At 40.3% G+C, this 16,601-nt stretch carries 13 protein-coding genes; 11 read left to right on the forward strand and 2 right to left on the reverse strand.

Going from position 1 to position 16,601, the window contains the following annotated elements:
• Window positions 1-38 precede the first annotated feature (38 nt).
• The 8 genes from I6E78_RS08850 to I6E78_RS08885 all read left to right on the forward strand — a co-directional run bounded on the left by I6E78_RS08850 (window position 39) and on the right by I6E78_RS08885 (window position 9,148).
• Window positions 39-2,300 carry an MMPL family transporter gene (locus I6E78_RS08850; RefSeq protein ID WP_197182309.1) on the forward strand — a complete coding sequence of 754 codons (2,262 nt, stop codon included), beginning with the start codon at window positions 39-41 and terminating at the stop codon, window positions 2,298-2,300.
• A gap of 1 nt (window position 2,301) precedes the next feature.
• On the forward strand, window positions 2,302-3,597 hold the full coding sequence (locus tag I6E78_RS08855; protein ID WP_011330030.1) for an NAD(P)/FAD-dependent oxidoreductase: 1,296 nt from the start codon (window positions 2,302-2,304) through the stop codon (window positions 3,595-3,597).
• A gap of 156 nt (window positions 3,598-3,753) precedes the next feature.
• Window positions 3,754-4,173: a DUF3261 domain-containing protein gene (locus tag I6E78_RS08860; RefSeq protein WP_231613330.1), complete on the forward strand. Its 420-nt coding sequence runs from the start codon at window positions 3,754-3,756 to the stop codon at window positions 4,171-4,173.
• Window positions 4,170-5,342, forward strand: coding sequence for a beta-ketoacyl-ACP synthase (locus tag I6E78_RS08865; protein WP_197182310.1), 1,173 nt, complete (start codon window positions 4,170-4,172; stop codon window positions 5,340-5,342). The genes I6E78_RS08860 and I6E78_RS08865 overlap by 4 nt, the downstream gene beginning before the upstream one ends.
• Window positions 5,335-5,805, forward strand: a complete 471-nt coding sequence (locus tag I6E78_RS08870; RefSeq protein ID WP_225740935.1) for an ApeP family dehydratase — start codon at window positions 5,335-5,337, stop codon at window positions 5,803-5,805. Before I6E78_RS08865 ends, I6E78_RS08870 begins: the two co-directional genes overlap by 8 nt.
• Window positions 5,802-6,527, forward strand: coding sequence for a 3-ketoacyl-ACP reductase FabG2 (locus I6E78_RS08875; protein ID WP_086995832.1), 726 nt, complete (start codon window positions 5,802-5,804; stop codon window positions 6,525-6,527). The genes I6E78_RS08870 and I6E78_RS08875 overlap by 4 nt, the downstream gene beginning before the upstream one ends.
• A complete protein-coding gene (locus I6E78_RS08880; protein WP_197182311.1) occupies window positions 6,527-7,756 on the forward strand; it encodes a beta-ketoacyl-ACP synthase in 1,230 nt (409 codons plus the stop codon). Before I6E78_RS08875 ends, I6E78_RS08880 begins: the two co-directional genes overlap by 1 nt.
• A 90-nt stretch (window positions 7,757-7,846) precedes the next feature.
• A complete protein-coding gene (locus I6E78_RS08885; protein WP_011330036.1) occupies window positions 7,847-9,148 on the forward strand; it encodes a DEAD/DEAH box helicase in 1,302 nt (433 codons plus the stop codon).
• 91 nt (window positions 9,149-9,239) lie between these two features.
• Here the strand turns inward: I6E78_RS08885 and I6E78_RS08890 are convergent, their stop codons facing one another.
• Window positions 9,240-10,850, reverse strand: a complete 1,611-nt coding sequence (locus I6E78_RS08890) for an NAD(P)/FAD-dependent oxidoreductase (RefSeq protein WP_011330037.1) — start codon at window positions 10,848-10,850, stop codon at window positions 9,240-9,242.
• Window positions 10,851-11,044: 194 nt separating this feature from the next.
• Between I6E78_RS08890 and fdxA the strand changes: the two genes are divergently transcribed.
• The 3 genes from fdxA to I6E78_RS08905 all read left to right on the forward strand — a co-directional run bounded on the left by fdxA (window position 11,045) and on the right by I6E78_RS08905 (window position 15,811).
• Window positions 11,045-11,368, forward strand: coding sequence for a ferredoxin FdxA (fdxA, locus tag I6E78_RS08895; RefSeq protein WP_011330038.1), 324 nt, complete (start codon window positions 11,045-11,047; stop codon window positions 11,366-11,368).
• A 146-nt stretch (window positions 11,369-11,514) separates the two neighbouring features.
• The gene (locus I6E78_RS08900) at window positions 11,515-13,761 is read left to right on the forward strand and encodes a carbohydrate binding family 9 domain-containing protein (protein WP_197182312.1); all 2,247 of its coding nucleotides are present in this window, start codon (window positions 11,515-11,517) and stop codon (window positions 13,759-13,761) included.
• A 139-nt stretch (window positions 13,762-13,900) separates the two neighbouring features.
• The gene (locus I6E78_RS08905) at window positions 13,901-15,811 is read left to right on the forward strand and encodes a putative bifunctional diguanylate cyclase/phosphodiesterase (RefSeq protein ID WP_197182313.1); all 1,911 of its coding nucleotides are present in this window, start codon (window positions 13,901-13,903) and stop codon (window positions 15,809-15,811) included.
• A gap of 88 nt (window positions 15,812-15,899) precedes the next feature.
• Here the strand turns inward: I6E78_RS08905 and I6E78_RS08910 are convergent, their stop codons facing one another.
• Window positions 15,900-16,601 carry a TorF family putative porin gene (locus I6E78_RS08910; protein ID WP_058375018.1) on the reverse strand — a complete coding sequence of 234 codons (702 nt, stop codon included), beginning with the start codon at window positions 16,599-16,601 and terminating at the stop codon, window positions 15,900-15,902.

A 16,601-nucleotide genomic window follows, 5' to 3' on the forward strand; every position in this document is an offset into this window, starting at 1 on the left:
GCTCAATCGTTTAAATAGTTAATTAATGGAATAGTGGATTGAAGAAACGAATTGGCATTGTTTTTATTTGGTTTAGTGGTTTAATTTTGCTTTTAACCAGTATATTTTGGCTGACTAAACCTACATTTAGTGCTGATATGTTTAGTTTGCTGCCAAAATCGCATTCTCAATTAGCTTATGGCGAACAGCTGTTTTTTGAAAAAAATGCCCACCGTGTGGTGTTTTCATTTGCTGGTGAGCAAAAAAATAACGCCCACGATGAATTTAACAATTGGCTTGAGCAGCAAGGTATAACAAGCACATTTAATTTTCCCTCTATAAACGCTTTAACAACCACATTTGCGCCTTATAAATATGCACTATTAAGTAAGCCCTATAAGCAAAAAATAGCAGACAAAGCCAGCTTTGAGCAGTTTTACCTGCAGCAATTAAATCAGTTAGGATCGCCATTTGTTAGTGCTACATTAAGTACTGATATTAGTTTAAGTTTAGCTGGCTTTATTAGCGAAAACTTAAGCCAAAGCCAAGTTTTTACTATTAAACAAAACCGCCTCACTCGCCAGTATGAGGGGGTTGAATATGCAATGCTTTTTGCCACACTGCCAGAGCCAAACTTGAGCATTAATAATGCAATTAGCTTAGCTGCTAAAATTAAAACGCAAATAAACACTCTAAGTAAAGCGTACCCAAATACCACTATTTCTTATTCAGGGGTGCTGTTTCATACGGCTGAAAATGCCCAACAAGCAAAATACGAAATGAGTTTGTTTGGTGGCATTAGCCTAATGGCACTAATGGTAATGGTGTTTTGGGTATTTAGGGCGCTTAGCAGTATTTTATTAGCGAGCTTTACAGTGCTTAGCGCATTAATGGGCGGCGCTATTGTTATGTTATTGGTGTTTAACAGCATTCACTTATTAACCTTGGTATTTGCCGTAACCCTAATAGGCATTGCAATTGATTACGCCTTTCATGGCATGACTGATTTAGCCAAAGTAGCAAATGAAACTGCACAGCAAGCCTCTTCTAACGGCTATAGCAAAGGGGTGAAATCGGCGTTATTACTCTCTTTTATTACGACCGCATTAGGCTACAGCTGCTTATTAGGTGCACCGTTAACCTTATTAGCGCAAGTGGCTGTGTTTGTTATAGCTGGCTTATTTAGTGCATGGTTGTTTACTGTGTTAATTTTACCATTTTGGCAGCAAACACTGCGTGTATCGACATCGAGTTTATTACTCAGTAAAAAAATAACGCGGGTGTTTTTGTACTGTAATAAAATAAAAAAACCACTGTTTATTGCGCTAAGTATAGTGCTTGCAAGCTTATTGATATTAAAACCGATTGAGTTTAATGATGATATTAGATTGCTTAATGCCAGCTCTGAGCAGCTAATGGCAAGTGAAAAAAAACACTTAACTTTACTGGATCAATGGCGCAGCCATATAGTATTTATTATTGGCGACAATGCACAACACGTGTTACAAAAACAACAGCGGTTAGTTAGCAATTTAACCGCGAGTAACCCGCATATTAAACACAATGCCATTAACCGATGGCTGCCTAGTATTGAGCAGCAAAAAAATAATTTAGCGGTGTTTAATCAAGCTAAAAAAAGTGGTGTATTTGCACTAAGCGAGCAATTAACTGGGCGGCAATTAAGTAGCGGCCCCGCGCAATTTATTACCTATAACGCATTATTAAATAGCGATTTTAAACCCTTATTGTTAGCGCAAATGCATGTTGAGCCGCAGCAAGCCATAACCTGGATGACAATTACCAATATTAATACACAGAGCTTAAGCGCCGCGCTTTTAGAAGATGATGGCTTATTGCTATATAATAAACCGCAGCAAATTAGTGCGTTATTAAGCGATTACCGAGCATACTTATTGTTAAGTTTAGTGCTTGCAGGGGCCATTAGTTGGTTACTTTTTAGTTGGCGTTTTGGCGTAAAAATTGCCACTTTACAACTGTTAAGCTTGTTATTAGTGGTTGTTAGCATGCTGTGGGTGTGTAATGCAATTCAAGGCAGCCTGTCGTTATTTAACATGTTGGGCGCGTTGCTAGTGGTAGCCTTAGCTATTGACTACCTTGTTTTTTATCAAATAAATAAGTTACAGCCAAAAAATATATTGGCAATTAGTTTATCTGCAGCGTCTTCTATGTGGGTGTTTGGTATGTTAAGTGCCTCAAGCACCCCTGCTATTTTTAGTTTTGGACTTACCGTAATGGTAGGGATTTTAGCGGTATATATTTTATCGCCGCTGAGTGTATTACCCTCGCAAAAGGAAGGATAAAGTGAATAACCCTGAGCAGTTTGATGTTGTTGTAATTGGTGCGGGCCCCTCTGGCGCACTTGCAAGTAGCCTTTTAGTGCAAAAAGGCTGGCGAGTATTAGTACTTGAGCAACAGATTTTTCCGCGCTTTACTATAGGTGAGAGCTTGTTACCGCAATGTATGGAGTATTTGGCCGACGCTAATTTAGTCGCTCCATTGCATGAACACGCTGCTAGTTTGGGGTTTCAGTTTAAAAACGGCGCTGCGTTTCATCGAGCGGGTGAAAATACCGCTATTAATTTTACCGAAAAATCATCACCAGGGCCAGGTACTACTTATCAAGTGAAAAGAGGGCTGTTTGATAAATTACTAGCCGATAATGCACAGCTGCAAGGGGCTGTTATTCGTTATCAGCACAGTGTTAAAGACTACAAGGTTACTGATGTTTTTGAAAACAGTTCCGATAAAGGTAATACCAATAAAGATAGTACCGATAAAAATGGTGGTGCAACCTTATTAGTACACGACGCGCAGCAGCAGCCTTACCAAGTTCAAGCACGCTTTGTGTTAGATGCCAGCGGTTTTGGCCGAGTATTACCTAAACTACTAAACTTAGAGTTACCTTCTAACTTTCCGGTACGCAGTGCTTATTTTAGCCACTTTGTAGATAATATTAGCGATGAAAATTTTGATCGTAATAAAATCCTCATTACCGTACACCCAGAGCACCGAGATATATGGTATTGGCTAATTCCCTTTAGTGATGGCACCGCAAGTATTGGTGTTGTAGCAGAGTCTGAGCGTTTTAATGACGACGAAGCAGAGGTAATGTTAAATCGCTTTTTAGAGCAAGATCCACATTTAAAAGCACTGCTAGCTAAACGCGAATTAATTGGGCCAGCTCGCAGCATAACAGGCTACTCCTCTAATGTGAGTAAGCTGTATGGACAGCACTTTGCGCTATTAGGCAATGCGGGAGAGTTTTTAGATCCGGTGTTTTCATCAGGAGTAACCATTGCGCTTAAATCAGCAAGTTTAATTGCCCCTTTGGTCGATCAGTATTTAAAAGGTGAGACGATTGACTTTGAGCAGCATTATGCAAAACCGCTACAAGCGGGAGTTAACTGTTTTAGAACTTTTGTTACAGGCTGGTACGATACGCGCTTTCAAGACGTAATATTTCATACAGAGCAAAACAAACAAGTGCGAGAAATGATCAGTGCAATTTTAGCCGGATACGCATGGGACACGAGTAACCCATTTGTTGCACAAAGTGAGCGCCGCTTAAATGTGCTAGCTCAGCTGTGCCGAACCTAATATGTTGAAATTAATATGCTTAAACTAATACTCCAGCGTGCTTTGATATTGCTAACCTGCATAGTGCTGTCAGCCTGTGCGAGTCAGTTTAGTTCCAGTGCAGCTATAAGCATAGCACCTGCGGCTAGCCTAAATTTAAATAGCATGGCGCCATCAATGTATGGCCGCTCTTGGCAACAAGTGTTATTTATTACCACTGGGCAAGAGCAGCATACCTTGTTATCGCAATTGGCGGTTAATGAGGCGGGAGGGGTCAAGTTGCTGATGATGACCAGCCAGGGCTTTCCAATTGTAGAGCTTGAAAAATCACCCAAAGAGCCAATTAAAGCTAAAAAAATGCTTGTAGGCGTCGATATAAATCCTGCTTATGTATTGGCCGACATTGCCTTAGTACATTGGCCTGTTGCGTTTATAAATGAGCAGCTGAGCGGCGCACTGGTGGAGCAAGTAGGCACACACAGACAAGTACTACAAAATCATAAAACCCTGATCACCATTGACTATAACGATGATGCAATTACGCTGCATAATATTGTACGTGATTATAAAATAATATTTAAAAAGGTAACTCAGTGACATATTGGCTAAATAACTTAGGTATTGTTAGTGCGATGGGAGTAGGCCCGCAGGCAACTCTCGATAGCTTAAACAGTTATAACTCTGCAACGCCTATATTAACTCTAAATTCTACACTTAGCGCGCAACAACAGCCGTTATATGTTGGCCAAGTAACCTCGGTTGCGTTGGCGCAAAAAAAACGTATAAATACCTTTATTGATATGTGTTTAGCGCAACTACAAACAACTATTGAGCAATTTTCGCATATCGATAAATCCCGTATTGCGGTGGTGTTAGGCACGAGTACTTCGGGTATTGCAGATGGTGAACGGGCTCGTGCTCATTTTGAACACACAGCGCAATGGCCAAATGACTTTCATTATTATGACCAAGAACTTGCCACCCCAGCACACTATATTGCGCAAAAGCTTGATGCAAAGGGACCCTGTTATAGTATTTCTACAGCCTGTACATCAAGCGCAAAAGCATTACTAAGTGCCCGCGCACTGCTAAAAGCTGATATGGCCGATGTTGTTATATGCGGTGGCGTTGACACCCTATGCCAACTTACTCTCAATGGTTTTGATTCGTTAGCGTCGTTAAGTAGCGGAGTTTGCCAGCCGTTTTCAAGTAACCGAGACGGCATTAATATTGGTGAAGGCGCAGCATTATTTGTAATGAGTAAAGGCGTAAGCGCAATTACAGATAAAGCAATTGCACTGTACGGTGGCGGCGAAAGCTCTGATGCACATCATATTTCAGCGCCCGATCCCAATGGTATGGGCGCGCAATCTGCAATGCAAAAAGCACTAAAACAAGCGCAATTAGCTGCCCATGAAATTGACTACATAAATGCACACGGTACCGCAACGCTAAAAAATGATGAAATGGAGGCACTTGCAATTAATCGTGTGTTTGGCAACAATACGCCACTTAGCTCAAGCAAGCACTTAACTGGGCATACCTTAGGAGCTGCAGGCGCAATTGAAGCCGCGCTATGCTGGCTACTTCTTAAAGAGCAAGGCCAGTATGCATTGCCGTATAACGTATTATCAACAGGCGGTAACTTGGCCGATGTAAAAATAATAAAACAAGCATTTAAGCCCAAATTGCGTTACTGCTTGTCAAACTCATTTGCCTTTGGTGGCAATAACGCCAGTTTAATTTTAGGTATTGCCAATGAATGAGCTGAGCAGTAATCATTACGCAATTGAGCAGTTGCTTGCCCACGACGCACCAATGATTTTAATTGACACTTTAACGCATTATAGCGCCGAGAGTGCGCGTTGCCAGGTAACGATTACACCGCAAAGTGCGTTTTATAATGCCGATATTGCCGGTGTACCCAGTTATATTGGGGTTGAGTATATGGCGCAGTCAATAGCCGCTTACGCAGGCGCATTAGCAAACGATGCAAATGAGCCTCCTAAAATAGGCTTTTTAATTGGTACGCGTAAATATCAAACCCATCAAGCGTGTTTTAAAGTTAATAGTAGTTTAACTATTAAAGTGCATAAGCTATATCAAGAAGAGTCGGGATTGAGTGTGTTTGAATGCCAAATAATCCACGGCGATACATTAGCATGTGAAGCAAAAATTAATGTTTTTCAGCCCGAAAATCCGCTGGAATTTATAAGAGATAATCAATGACAAAACGAATTTTAGTCACAGGTTCAAGCCGTGGCATAGGCAGGGCTATTGCGCTTAAATTAGCATCCCAAGGGTATGACATTACAGTGCATTGTAAAAGTGGTGTGGCAGATGCACAAGCAACTTGCGCAGCAATACAGGCATTAGGCCAAGCTACTAGCTTATTACAATTTGATGTATGCGACAGAGCCGCCGCCAAAGCACAAATAGAGCAAGACATAGCCCAGCATGGTGCTTATTATGGCGTGGTATGTAACGCAGGTATTACCAATGATATGGCGTTTCCGGCTATGCAAGGCGAGGACTGGGATTGTGTTATTCGTACCGGGCTTGATGGCTTTTATAATGTGGTGCACCCCACGGTAATGCCTATGGTGCAAAACCGTAAAGGTGGGCGTATTGTAACCATGGCTTCTGTATCGGGCATTGCCGGTAACCGTGGGCAAGTAAATTACAGTGCAGCAAAAGCCGGTATTATTGGCGCTACAAAAGCGTTGTCGTTAGAGTTGGCTAAGCGAAAAATAACCGTAAACTGCGTTGCACCTGGGTTAATAGAAACCGCAATGACTGACGAGTTACCGGTAGACGAAATGCTAAAAATGATCCCGCTTAAGCGTATGGGCACAGTAGAGGAAGTTGCGGGTACTGTGGCATTTTTAATCTCAGATGATGCGGCCTACATTACCCGCCAAGTCATTTCAGTTAACGGTGGTATGGTGTAATGAAACGCGTTGTAGTGACAGGTATGTCGGTGATCACCGCACTTGGCGATGAATGGTCGGTATTTAAACAAGCACTGATCAGAGGCGAAAATGCAGTGACCACTATGCCACAGTGGGACAAAGCACCAGAGCTTAATACGCGTTTAGCGGCGCCGGTTACTCATTTTGAGCGACCGAGTCATTATAAACGTAAACAAATACGCTCAATGGGGCGAGTGGCGCTTATGTCAACACGCGCTACAGAGTGCGCGTTAGAGCAAGCCCAGTTACTCAATCATAGTAGCTTAACCGATGGCTCTACGGGGGTTTCTTATGGTTCATCTATAGGGTCAACCCCGCCGTTACTCGCGTTTGCTAATATGATGGAGTCGGGCTCTATGTCTGGGGTAACAGCCACTAGTTATATTCAAATGATGGCGCATACTGCTCCGGTTAATGTTGGAGTGTTTTTTGGCTTAAAAGGGCGAGTGATCACCACAAGCTCAGCTTGTACCTCAGGCTCACAAGGTATTGGTTATGCCTATGAAGCAATAAAATTTGGTCGTCAAAAGGTGATGGTTGCTGGTGGTGCAGAGGAGTTATGTATTACCGAAGCCGCAGTATTTGATACCTTATATGCTACCAGCACAAAAAACGACACACCCAAGTTAACCCCCAGGCCATTTGATAAAGACCGTGATGGATTAGTGATTGGCGAAGGTGCTGGCACACTGATTTTAGAAGAGTATGAACACGCAAAAGCGCGCGGTGCCACTATACTGGCAGAGGTGGTTGGTTTTGGTTGTAATAGTGATGGTGAGCATGTTACTCAACCTACCTCTAAAACAATGCAAATAGCGATTGAACAAGCCCTACACGATGCAAATTTAACCGCCCAGCAAATTGGTTATGTAAGTGCGCATGGCACCTCAACCGATCGAGGCGATATAGCAGAGTCGCATGCCACTTTTAACGCATTAGGGGCAAAACCCATTAGCTCTTTAAAAAGTTATTTAGGCCACACTTTGGGCGCATGCGGTGCTATTGAAGCGTGGGCGACGATTAGTATGATGAATGATAACTGGTTTGCCCCCACAATAAACCTCACCGAGGTGGATAACGAGTGCGCTCAACTTGACTACATAACAGAGCAAGGGCGAGAAATTAACACCGATTATGTAATGAGTAATAACTTTGCTTTTGGCGGTATTAATACCTCTTTAATATTTAAACGCTATAAAACAGATTAAACCATGCAAAAGTAAAGTAATGACTAACTGTTAGCACTTTTTTACTGTATAATTTGCGACCCTTGATAATGTGGCCGCAGGTTATATACCATGAATTTTAAATCTTTTAGTTTTGCTCCTGAACTTGTTCAGGCGTTAGACGAACTTAACTATCACACCCTTACGCCCATTCAGCGCGCAGCAATTCCTGCTGTTCGTAAAGGTAAAGACGTTTTAGCAAGTGCACAAACGGGGACGGGTAAAACCGCCGCGTTTGCGCTACCAATTATTCAAAAATTATTTGAGTCTGAAGTAAGCACTACTAATGCTCCGCATGCTTTAGTTTTAGCGCCTACGCGCGAACTTGCAGAGCAAATAGCAAATAACTTTAAAGACTTCGCAAAACACACTTCGTTAAAAGTAGTCAGCTTATTTGGCGGTGTTAACACCGCAGGCCAAGCTAATGCACTTAAAGAAGGTGTTGATATTGTAGTAGCAACGCCAGGGCGTTTACTTGATCATATTCGCTTAGGTAACTTAAGCCTTGCCAGCGTAAAGCATTTGGTACTTGATGAAGCAGACCGTATGCTCGATATGGGCTTTATTGAAGAGATGCAAGGCGTTATAAAAAGCTGCGCTGACGATCGTCAAATCTTGTTGTTTTCAGCTACTTTCCCAGCAGCAATTAAACAGTTTGCATCTAAAGTATTAAAACAGCCAGAAATAGTACGTGTTGATCAAACAAACAGTACTGCTAGCACTGTAGCGCATGTGGTTTACCCAGTTGAAGAGCGCCGTAAGCAAGAGCTGCTTTCTGAGCTAATTGGTAAGAAAAACTGGCAGCAAGTGTTAGTATTTGTAAACATGAAAGAAACAGCCGATGAGCTAGTAACAGAGCTTAACCTTGATGGTATTCCGGCTGCGGTTTGTCATGGCGATAAGTCACAAGGTAATCGTCGTCGTGCGCTGCGTGAATTTAAAGAAGGTAAAGTACGTGTATTAGTGGCAACAGAAGTTGCGGCGCGTGGTATTGATATAGACGGTTTACCGCGTGTAATTAATATTGACTTACCTTGGCTTGCAGAGGACTACGTACATCGTATTGGTCGTACTGGCCGCGCAGGTAAAGAAGGCCAAGCAATTTCATTTGTAAGCCGTGAAGAAGAAAACATGTTGTTTGAAATTGAAACCTTAATTGGTCAAAAAATTAAACGTGTTTACTTAGAAGGCTATGCAGTAAGTAACCGTGAAGTATTAATTGATAAAATTGGCAAAAAGCCTGCACACTTACGTCGTACTCGTGCTAATAAGCCATCTGGTCAAGCAACTGGCGAAGCAAGAGCAGTAAATCGCTCACGTATATCTAAAATACGTAAAAGCTTAAAAGGCGAAAAACTGTCGCTTAAAAAGTAATTAATAATGCGCTAACCTAATATGGTTATTTGCAGTTACAAAAAAACCTGAGCTTGCTCAGGTTTTTTTATGGCTTAAATTAATAAAACGCTTATTTTGCGTTTTCTAGCATTGAAAGCGCCACCGCTTCAGCTGCTTTAATACCATCAATACCTGCCGATAAAATACCACCGGCATAGCCTGCGCCTTCTCCAGAAGGGTAAAGCCCTTTAGTATTAATACTTTGAAGTGTTTTATCGCGCTTAATACTTACCGGCGAAGAGGTACGTGTTTCTACCCCTGTTAGTAAGCCATCATTAGTTGAAAAACCACGAATTTGCTTATTAAATGCCGGAATTGCTTCACGCAGAGCATCAATTGCATATTTAGGTAATACATCGGCTAAATCGGTTAATTTAATACCCGGCGTATAAGATGATTGCACATCGCCTAAAGCTGATGACGATTTACCCTTTAAAAAGTCGCCAATAAGTTGTGCTGGCGCATCGTAATTACTGCCGCCAAGTTCGTATGCTTGTTTTTCAAGTTTACGTTGTAACTCAATACCCGCTAATGGGTGACCCGGAAAGTCTTGCTCTGGCGAAATACCTACAACAATAGCGCTGTTTGCATTGCGCTCACTACGAGAATATTGGCTCATACCATTGGTAACAACTAGGCCTTCTTCAGAGGTGGCTGCAACCACAGTCCCCCCTGGGCACATACAAAAACTATATACGGTACGGCCATTATCACAGTGGTGAACTAGTTTGTAATCAGCAGAGCCTAAAATGGGGTTACCTGCATTGTCGCCAAAACGGCACTCATCGATCATAGATTGCTTATGCTCGATCCTAAAGCCCACCGAAAATGGTTTAGCTTCCATGTAAATACCTTTTTTATATAGCATATCAAAGGTATCACGGGCACTGTGACCCACAGCAAGCACTACATGGCGGGTATTTAGCTGCTCGCCATTTGACAAGGTTAAGCCCGTTACTTGGCCGTCTTCTAAATGAATGTCGTCTACGCGAGTGCTAAAGCGAATTTCGCCGCCAAGTTCTACAATATGCGCGCGCATTTTTTCAATCATAGTTACCAGTTTAAAGGTTCCTATGTGTGGCTTACTTACGTATAAAATTTCTTCTGGCGCGCCAGCGGCAACAAACTCGGTAATAACTTTACGGCCATAATGTTTTGGATCTTTTACTTGGCTGTATAATTTACCGTCGGAGAATGTACCTGCGCCGCCTTCACCAAATTGTACATTTGACTCGGTATTTAGTGCGCGCTTACGCCAAAAACCAAAGGTATCTTTAGTGCGCTCGCGTACTTCTTTACCACGCTCTAATATAATTGGCTTAAAGCCCATTTGTGCCAACACTAAACCTGCAAATAAACCACAAGGGCCAAAGCCTATTACGACAGGGCGCTCTTTTAAATCGTTATTTGCCTGGGCAACAAACTTATAAGCGGTGTCGGGTGCTACTTTTACATGCTGATCTTTGGCAAAAGTTGTGAGTAACTGCTCTTCGTTATCAACGCTTATATCTAAGGTATAAATAAGTAAAATAGCTGTTTTTTTACGGGCATCGTAACCACGTTTAAACACATTAAAACTATGTAACTGTTCTGGCGTTATTTTTAGCTTACTGACAATGGCATCTTTAATTGCATTTTCGTCATGATCTAGCGGTAGTTTTATTTCGGTTAAACGTATCATTTTGTCTCTTTTAGGTGTCTTAGCGGGCTTTTAATTACCGCTCACAATAAGGGGAGTAGCGCAAATAGCACCACAAAACATAAGGCGCTTATTTTACGTTAAATTACGCTATTATGGCACTTATATATTGTATTTTAGCCTTGGTTGGGTATGATCCGCCGTTGTCGTTATAAAACCTTAGGCATTGAACCATTATGGCATTTGTAGTCACCGAAAACTGTATTAAATGTAAGTACACAGATTGCGTATCAGTGTGCCCAGCAGATGCATTTTTTGAAGGCCCTAACTTTTTAGCTATAAGCCCAATTGATTGCATTGACTGTGGTTTATGCGTACCTGAATGTTCAGCTGATGCTATTTATCAAGAAGATGAATTACCAGAGTCACAACAAGAGTTTACCGAACTAAATGCCGAGCTTGCACTTATATGGCCACGCATTACGCAGGCAAAACCAGCCCCAGCCGATGCTGATGAGTGGAATGGTATTGCTGATAAACTCAAGCTTATTGAAACCTAATCGCTGCGCTTAAATACTTCTTTATTATTAATTAGTTAATGTTATGCAAAAAACTCTTTGCAAGGTATTAACAAATCCATTGGTATAAACTACAATCCACGCCAGAAATTACTCTTATTGAGTAATTTAAGTCTAAATGGATGTTTATGCAGTACTTAATAATAATAAAAAAACAATCAGTGTTCTTTATTTTAAGCTTTTTCTTTCTTTTACTCACCACTCCAAGCGCGCTTGCCAATAAACAACACTATTCACTCACGCGTATTAATAAAAATATAACAGTAGATGGGGTAATGAATGAGGCGCATTGGCAAGATGCCACGCGCATTGCATTGCAGTTTCAAGATGAACCAAATGAAAAAGGTACGCCACCGGTAAAAACCGATGCTTATATATACGAAGACGGCAGTAACTTATATGTAGCGTTTGTTGCACACGATCCTGACCCAACGCACATTCGCGCTGCACTGCGAGATCGCGATACTCTGTGGCAAGATGACACCGTGGCACTAGTAATTGATACCTTTAATGATGAGCGCTCTGGTTATGAATTTTATGTGAACCCGCTAGGGGCTCAGGGCGATATTCGCATGACCGACACCGATGGCTGGCAACAAGACCTTTCTTGGAATGCCATTTGGGATAGCGCAGGCAAGATTACTGAGCAAGGTTATGTGGTAGAAATGCGTATTCCTTTTAAAGCGCTGCGTTTTGCACAAAATAAAGAGCAATTAACCTGGGGTTTTGCCCTAATGCGCAATTATCAACGAGATGTGCTTTATCAGTTATCAAACATTGGGTTTGATCGCGATATTAAGTGCAGCCTTTGTCAGTTTGATAAACTTACCGGCTTTGAAAAAATAACGGCCAGCAAAAACCTGCAATTAACGCCTACTTTAACTGCGCTGCGTAACGATACCAAATCACAGTTACCGGGTGATTGGGAAAATGGCGATGTAAACGCCGAAGTAGGTATAGATTTACGCTGGGGCTTAAGCCAAGACGCCGTTATAAACGCCACTATAAATCCAGACTTCTCGCAAGTGGAAACCGACTCTCTGGCGCTGGATATTAATACCACTTACTCTATATACTATGAAGAAAAACGACCGTTTTTTTTAGACGGTGCGTCATATTTTAAAAGTAGTTTATTTGAGCTTTTATATACTCGCACCATTGCAGAGCCTAATCTAGGCGCTAAATTAACCGGCAAAACAGCTAATCACAGTTATGCGGTGATGTTTGCCGATGACGACAATAGCAATATTTTACTGCCAACTAATCAGGGCTCAGGATTTGCAAGCTTAAACGAAAATACCAAAGTGGCAGTGGCGCGTTACCAGTACGATATTGGCCAGCAAGGCACTATAGGGGTTTCAAGTACGCATCGTGAAGGTGATGACTATCGCAATACGGTTTTATCAGTTGACGGGAGTTACTGGTTTAATCAATCAGACACCTTAAGTTATCAAGTTGCGAGCAGTGATACCCGCAACTCAGCATTTTTAGTTGAAAATTATAACCTGTCACAAACACAATCCGATCAAGCGTATGCAATTAAGCTCACCCGCGATAAACGCGATTATAAATTATTCGCAGAGTACGAAAATATTGGCGCAGATTATCGCGCCGATTTAGGCTATCAAGCTAAGGTCGATTACGAAAAAGTTATTTTAGGAGGCGGGCAAACCTGGTATCGAGATGAAAATGATTTAGTTACCTCTTGGTCATATGTAGCTGATTGGGATAAAACCTGGGCGAAAAATGGCGATTTACTTGAGCAAGAGTACGAAGGTTATTTAAGCTTTAAAGGCCAAAAACAGTCTATTTTCGAAATAGGGCTGATACATAGGTATGAAAATTATAACACTAATTTTTATAATCAAAACATTGGTTATATTTACAGCGGATTTAAACCAACAAAAGATCTTAGGCTGTCTTTGTATGTTGAATACGGGAGTCGCATTGACTACAGTAATGAGCAACTAGGTGACGCCTTTGATACCCAAACTCAAGCGGTGTGGGATATAAACAATCATTGGCAAGTTGATATAAAGCATAGCTACAGCCAATTAGACAACCCACAAGGGGAGCGTGTTTTTACAGCTAACCTAATTGATTTTAGGCTTTACTATAAATTTAATATGCGCTCAATGCTAAAGCTTATTTGGCAATTTGAAGATATTGATCGCAACGAAAATGCTTATTTTTATCAAGTGAACCAAACTAATAAAGATTACGGCAGCCAACTCGTTTATTCGTACAAAATTAATGCGCAAACATTATTTTACTTAGGGTATTCAGATAAAGGTTATCAAGATGATTCACTTAAAAGCTTAGAGCGCGACCAGCGCACCTTTTTTACTAAAGTCAGTTACGCATGGCAGCTTTAAAATGCACTTAATTAGATAATAATGAATGCCTTGCAATCATTAAGGATTGTATAATAACTTAATTAGTAGTAAAAACAGCCTATATGATGTTTTATTTTCTTATGCTTTAATATGTTAACAACGTTAGATGGACCTTTAAGTGAATAAATTAAAATCTATAAATGTAATTATAATAATGGCTATTTCTTTATGTTTTAGTATTAATGTAGGTATAAGTAATCAGATAGATAAAATTAATTTATTTCACTCTAATATCGATGTTCGTAATTTTGAAATAGATACCACCACATTGACATTGGCCCCTTGGTATAACCCAATATTAAATGGCTATTATATTGTTAAGCAAAACAATATAAACTTTATAGTATTGAAAACCAGCAAAACAGAATTTATAGCGGTTAAAGCTAACGATTTAATTTTAATTACGCTTACATCGCCACGAAACCTATTTATATTTTTTGTGATTTTTCTCATTGGCTTTGTGTATTTAAAAAAAGAGCTTAAAAAACATTACTACACAAAAAAAATTATCCAACTTAATAAACAAACAGATACCTTACTCAAAGCATTTAACTTACAAACAAAGTCAGCAGCTAACGCTAATAGTATTACAACGCTGAGTGAGTCTATAAGCACCCTTAATAGCCATGTTGAGCACTATGTAAAGCAAACTCAAACCAGTATTTACCAAGATAAACTCACCCTACTAATAGACCGCCATGCCTATATTAAACATATAGATAGACAAATTAGCCAAGTAAATATTGAAAATTTAAAATGTGCTTTATTGTTTATTGATTTGGATGGTTTTAAAAAAGTAAATGACTCTTTTGGGCATAGTTTTGGTGACGAAATATTAGTTCAAGTGGCAACCCGTTTAGCCAATGTATTACGCCATAATAAGTTAAATAACATAAATCTAGCTAACCAGTTAGAGCAAAATTTATCTCGACTAGGGGGCGATGAGTTCTCTATTTTTATAGAGTCAGTTGAGTCAGAAGCGCAAGTTTTAGATATTGCAAGGAATGTATTAAACGAGTTAGAAAAAGACTTTGTGTTAGGTAATAAAATTATAAAAATAAGTGCCAGCATAGGTATTGCAAAATACCCAGAGAGTGCCTCAACGCCGCAAGCCTTACTGCAACTTGCAGATGTAGCTATGTATAGAGCAAAGCACGATGGTAAAGGTATTTTTAAAGTCTACTCTCCCGAAATGGGTAATAAAATGCGTCGCTATCATTATTTGCTAGAAGAGCTGCGTTTAGCGGTCGCCCGCAAAGACTTTTATTTAAACTTTCAACCTATCGTACATGTTGAAGATTGCATGATAGATTATTTTGAAGCACTAACACGTTGGAACCATTCAATTGAGGGAATGATTTCGCCTGTTGAATTTATTCCTATAGCTGAGGAGTCTAATTTGATTTTAGAATTAGGCGATTGGATTATGTTAGAGGCATGTAGACAAATGGCTGCATGGCATAATGCCGGTTTGCGCAAAGTAAGAATATCGGTAAACGTGTCGGGAGTGCAGCTAAAACATAGATCTATATATGACTGGGTTATGGCAACCCTTACCAAAACCGGGCTGTCACCTAACTCACTGATGCTAGAAATTACAGAATCAACGCTTATAAAAGCAGATTCTTTAATAATTAAAGAGCTTGAAAAATTACGTAAAGAGGGCATTACGATTGCCATTGATGATTTTGGTACTGGTTTTAGCTCTTTAAGTACCTTGGCTGATTTACCTATAGATGTGATTAAAATTGATCGCTCTTTTATTACTCAAGCAAATAAAAGTAAAAAGTACCTTGATATATTAAAAACTATTTGCGAACTCGGACAAAAGCTGGGGCTTAAAATAGTGGCCGAAGGTGTAGAAGAGCCAGCACAGTTTGAATTAGTAAAGCGTATAGGTGTGAGCTCTGTACAAGGCTATTTAGTAAGTAGGCCAGAGTCATCTGTTAATGTAGGTAATAAACTACTCAACAAAAATGTGAGCAATATGTCAGGCTCAGGAACCAGTGCCTGGGAAATAAGTAATTAGTAAATTGCATATTTTACAGCCGCACATAAAAATGCCACTTAACTTAAGTGGCATTTTTTGCTAAGTAATAGCATTCATTTAATTAAGTTTATAAATTAAACGTACGTGAAACGGCCAGTACTAGGCGCTCATCTGCGTAGTCGTAATCTAAGCTGGTGTTTTCAGCGGCAACTTCAATATTAAAACCTTCATAGCTAGTTTGGTATGCTAAGCGGTAATGGTTGTAAGATTTTTTTTCATTGCTATCCCACGCGTATTTTTTACCGTCTAATGAGTTCGAAATATCAAAACTTGCACGTAGCGCATGGTTAGGTGCTAACTCATATGTATGTGCTATTTGCGATATAACATGACTTGCACCACTGCCAAAGTAATCCCAGCTGTACCAAAAGTTAAGCTCTGTTTGGCCATAATCACTCGCATAGCCAAATTTAGTATAGGCTTCGCCATAATTACCATCACTATTATTGCCTTGGTAAGTGTAATAAGCAATACCGTAATCAGCACTAAAGCGTTCATTAAGCTGAATGTATCTACCTACATAAGCATCAAGTTCGAAATCAGTGTCATCACCAAAATCTACATTAGAGGCCCAAACACCTGCATATACACCGTTATCAAAAGCGTAATCAAGGCTTGCTTGAATTGCAGGGTCGTTATCTGTTTGCGTTACACCATTGAAAGTATAGTCAGAAGCGGCAGTAATGGTTGTTGACCAATTAGCCGCTGCAGTTGTAGATAAAAGTGTAAAAGGTAAAGCGATAAAAAGTTGTTTTAGTTTATTATTCAT

The organism is Pseudoalteromonas sp. NZS127, from assembly GCF_015864805.1.
GTDB lineage: Bacteria > Pseudomonadota > Gammaproteobacteria > Enterobacterales > Alteromonadaceae > Pseudoalteromonas > Pseudoalteromonas nigrifaciens.

Bases quoted from the DNA above. Each gene is read 5' to 3' on its own strand.
- I6E78_RS08900 (WP_197182312.1), top strand. From the start codon at position 11,515: ATGCAGTACTTAATAATAATAAAAAAACAATCAGTGTTCTTTATTTTA.
- I6E78_RS08890 (WP_011330037.1), bottom strand. From the start codon at position 10,850: ATGATACGTTTAACCGAAATAAAACTACCGCTAGATCATGACGAAAAT.
- I6E78_RS08880 (WP_197182311.1), top strand. From the start codon at position 6,527: ATGAAACGCGTTGTAGTGACAGGTATGTCGGTGATCACCGCACTTGGC.
- I6E78_RS08860 (WP_231613330.1), top strand. From the start codon at position 3,754: ATGTATGGCCGCTCTTGGCAACAAGTGTTATTTATTACCACTGGGCAA.
- I6E78_RS08870 (WP_225740935.1), top strand. From the start codon at position 5,335: ATGAATGAGCTGAGCAGTAATCATTACGCAATTGAGCAGTTGCTTGCC.
- I6E78_RS08875 (WP_086995832.1), top strand. From the start codon at position 5,802: ATGACAAAACGAATTTTAGTCACAGGTTCAAGCCGTGGCATAGGCAGG.
- I6E78_RS08885 (WP_011330036.1), top strand. From the start codon at position 7,847: ATGAATTTTAAATCTTTTAGTTTTGCTCCTGAACTTGTTCAGGCGTTA.
- fdxA (WP_011330038.1), top strand. From the start codon at position 11,045: ATGGCATTTGTAGTCACCGAAAACTGTATTAAATGTAAGTACACAGAT.
- I6E78_RS08910 (WP_058375018.1), bottom strand. From the start codon at position 16,601: ATGAATAATAAACTAAAACAACTTTTTATCGCTTTACCTTTTACACTT.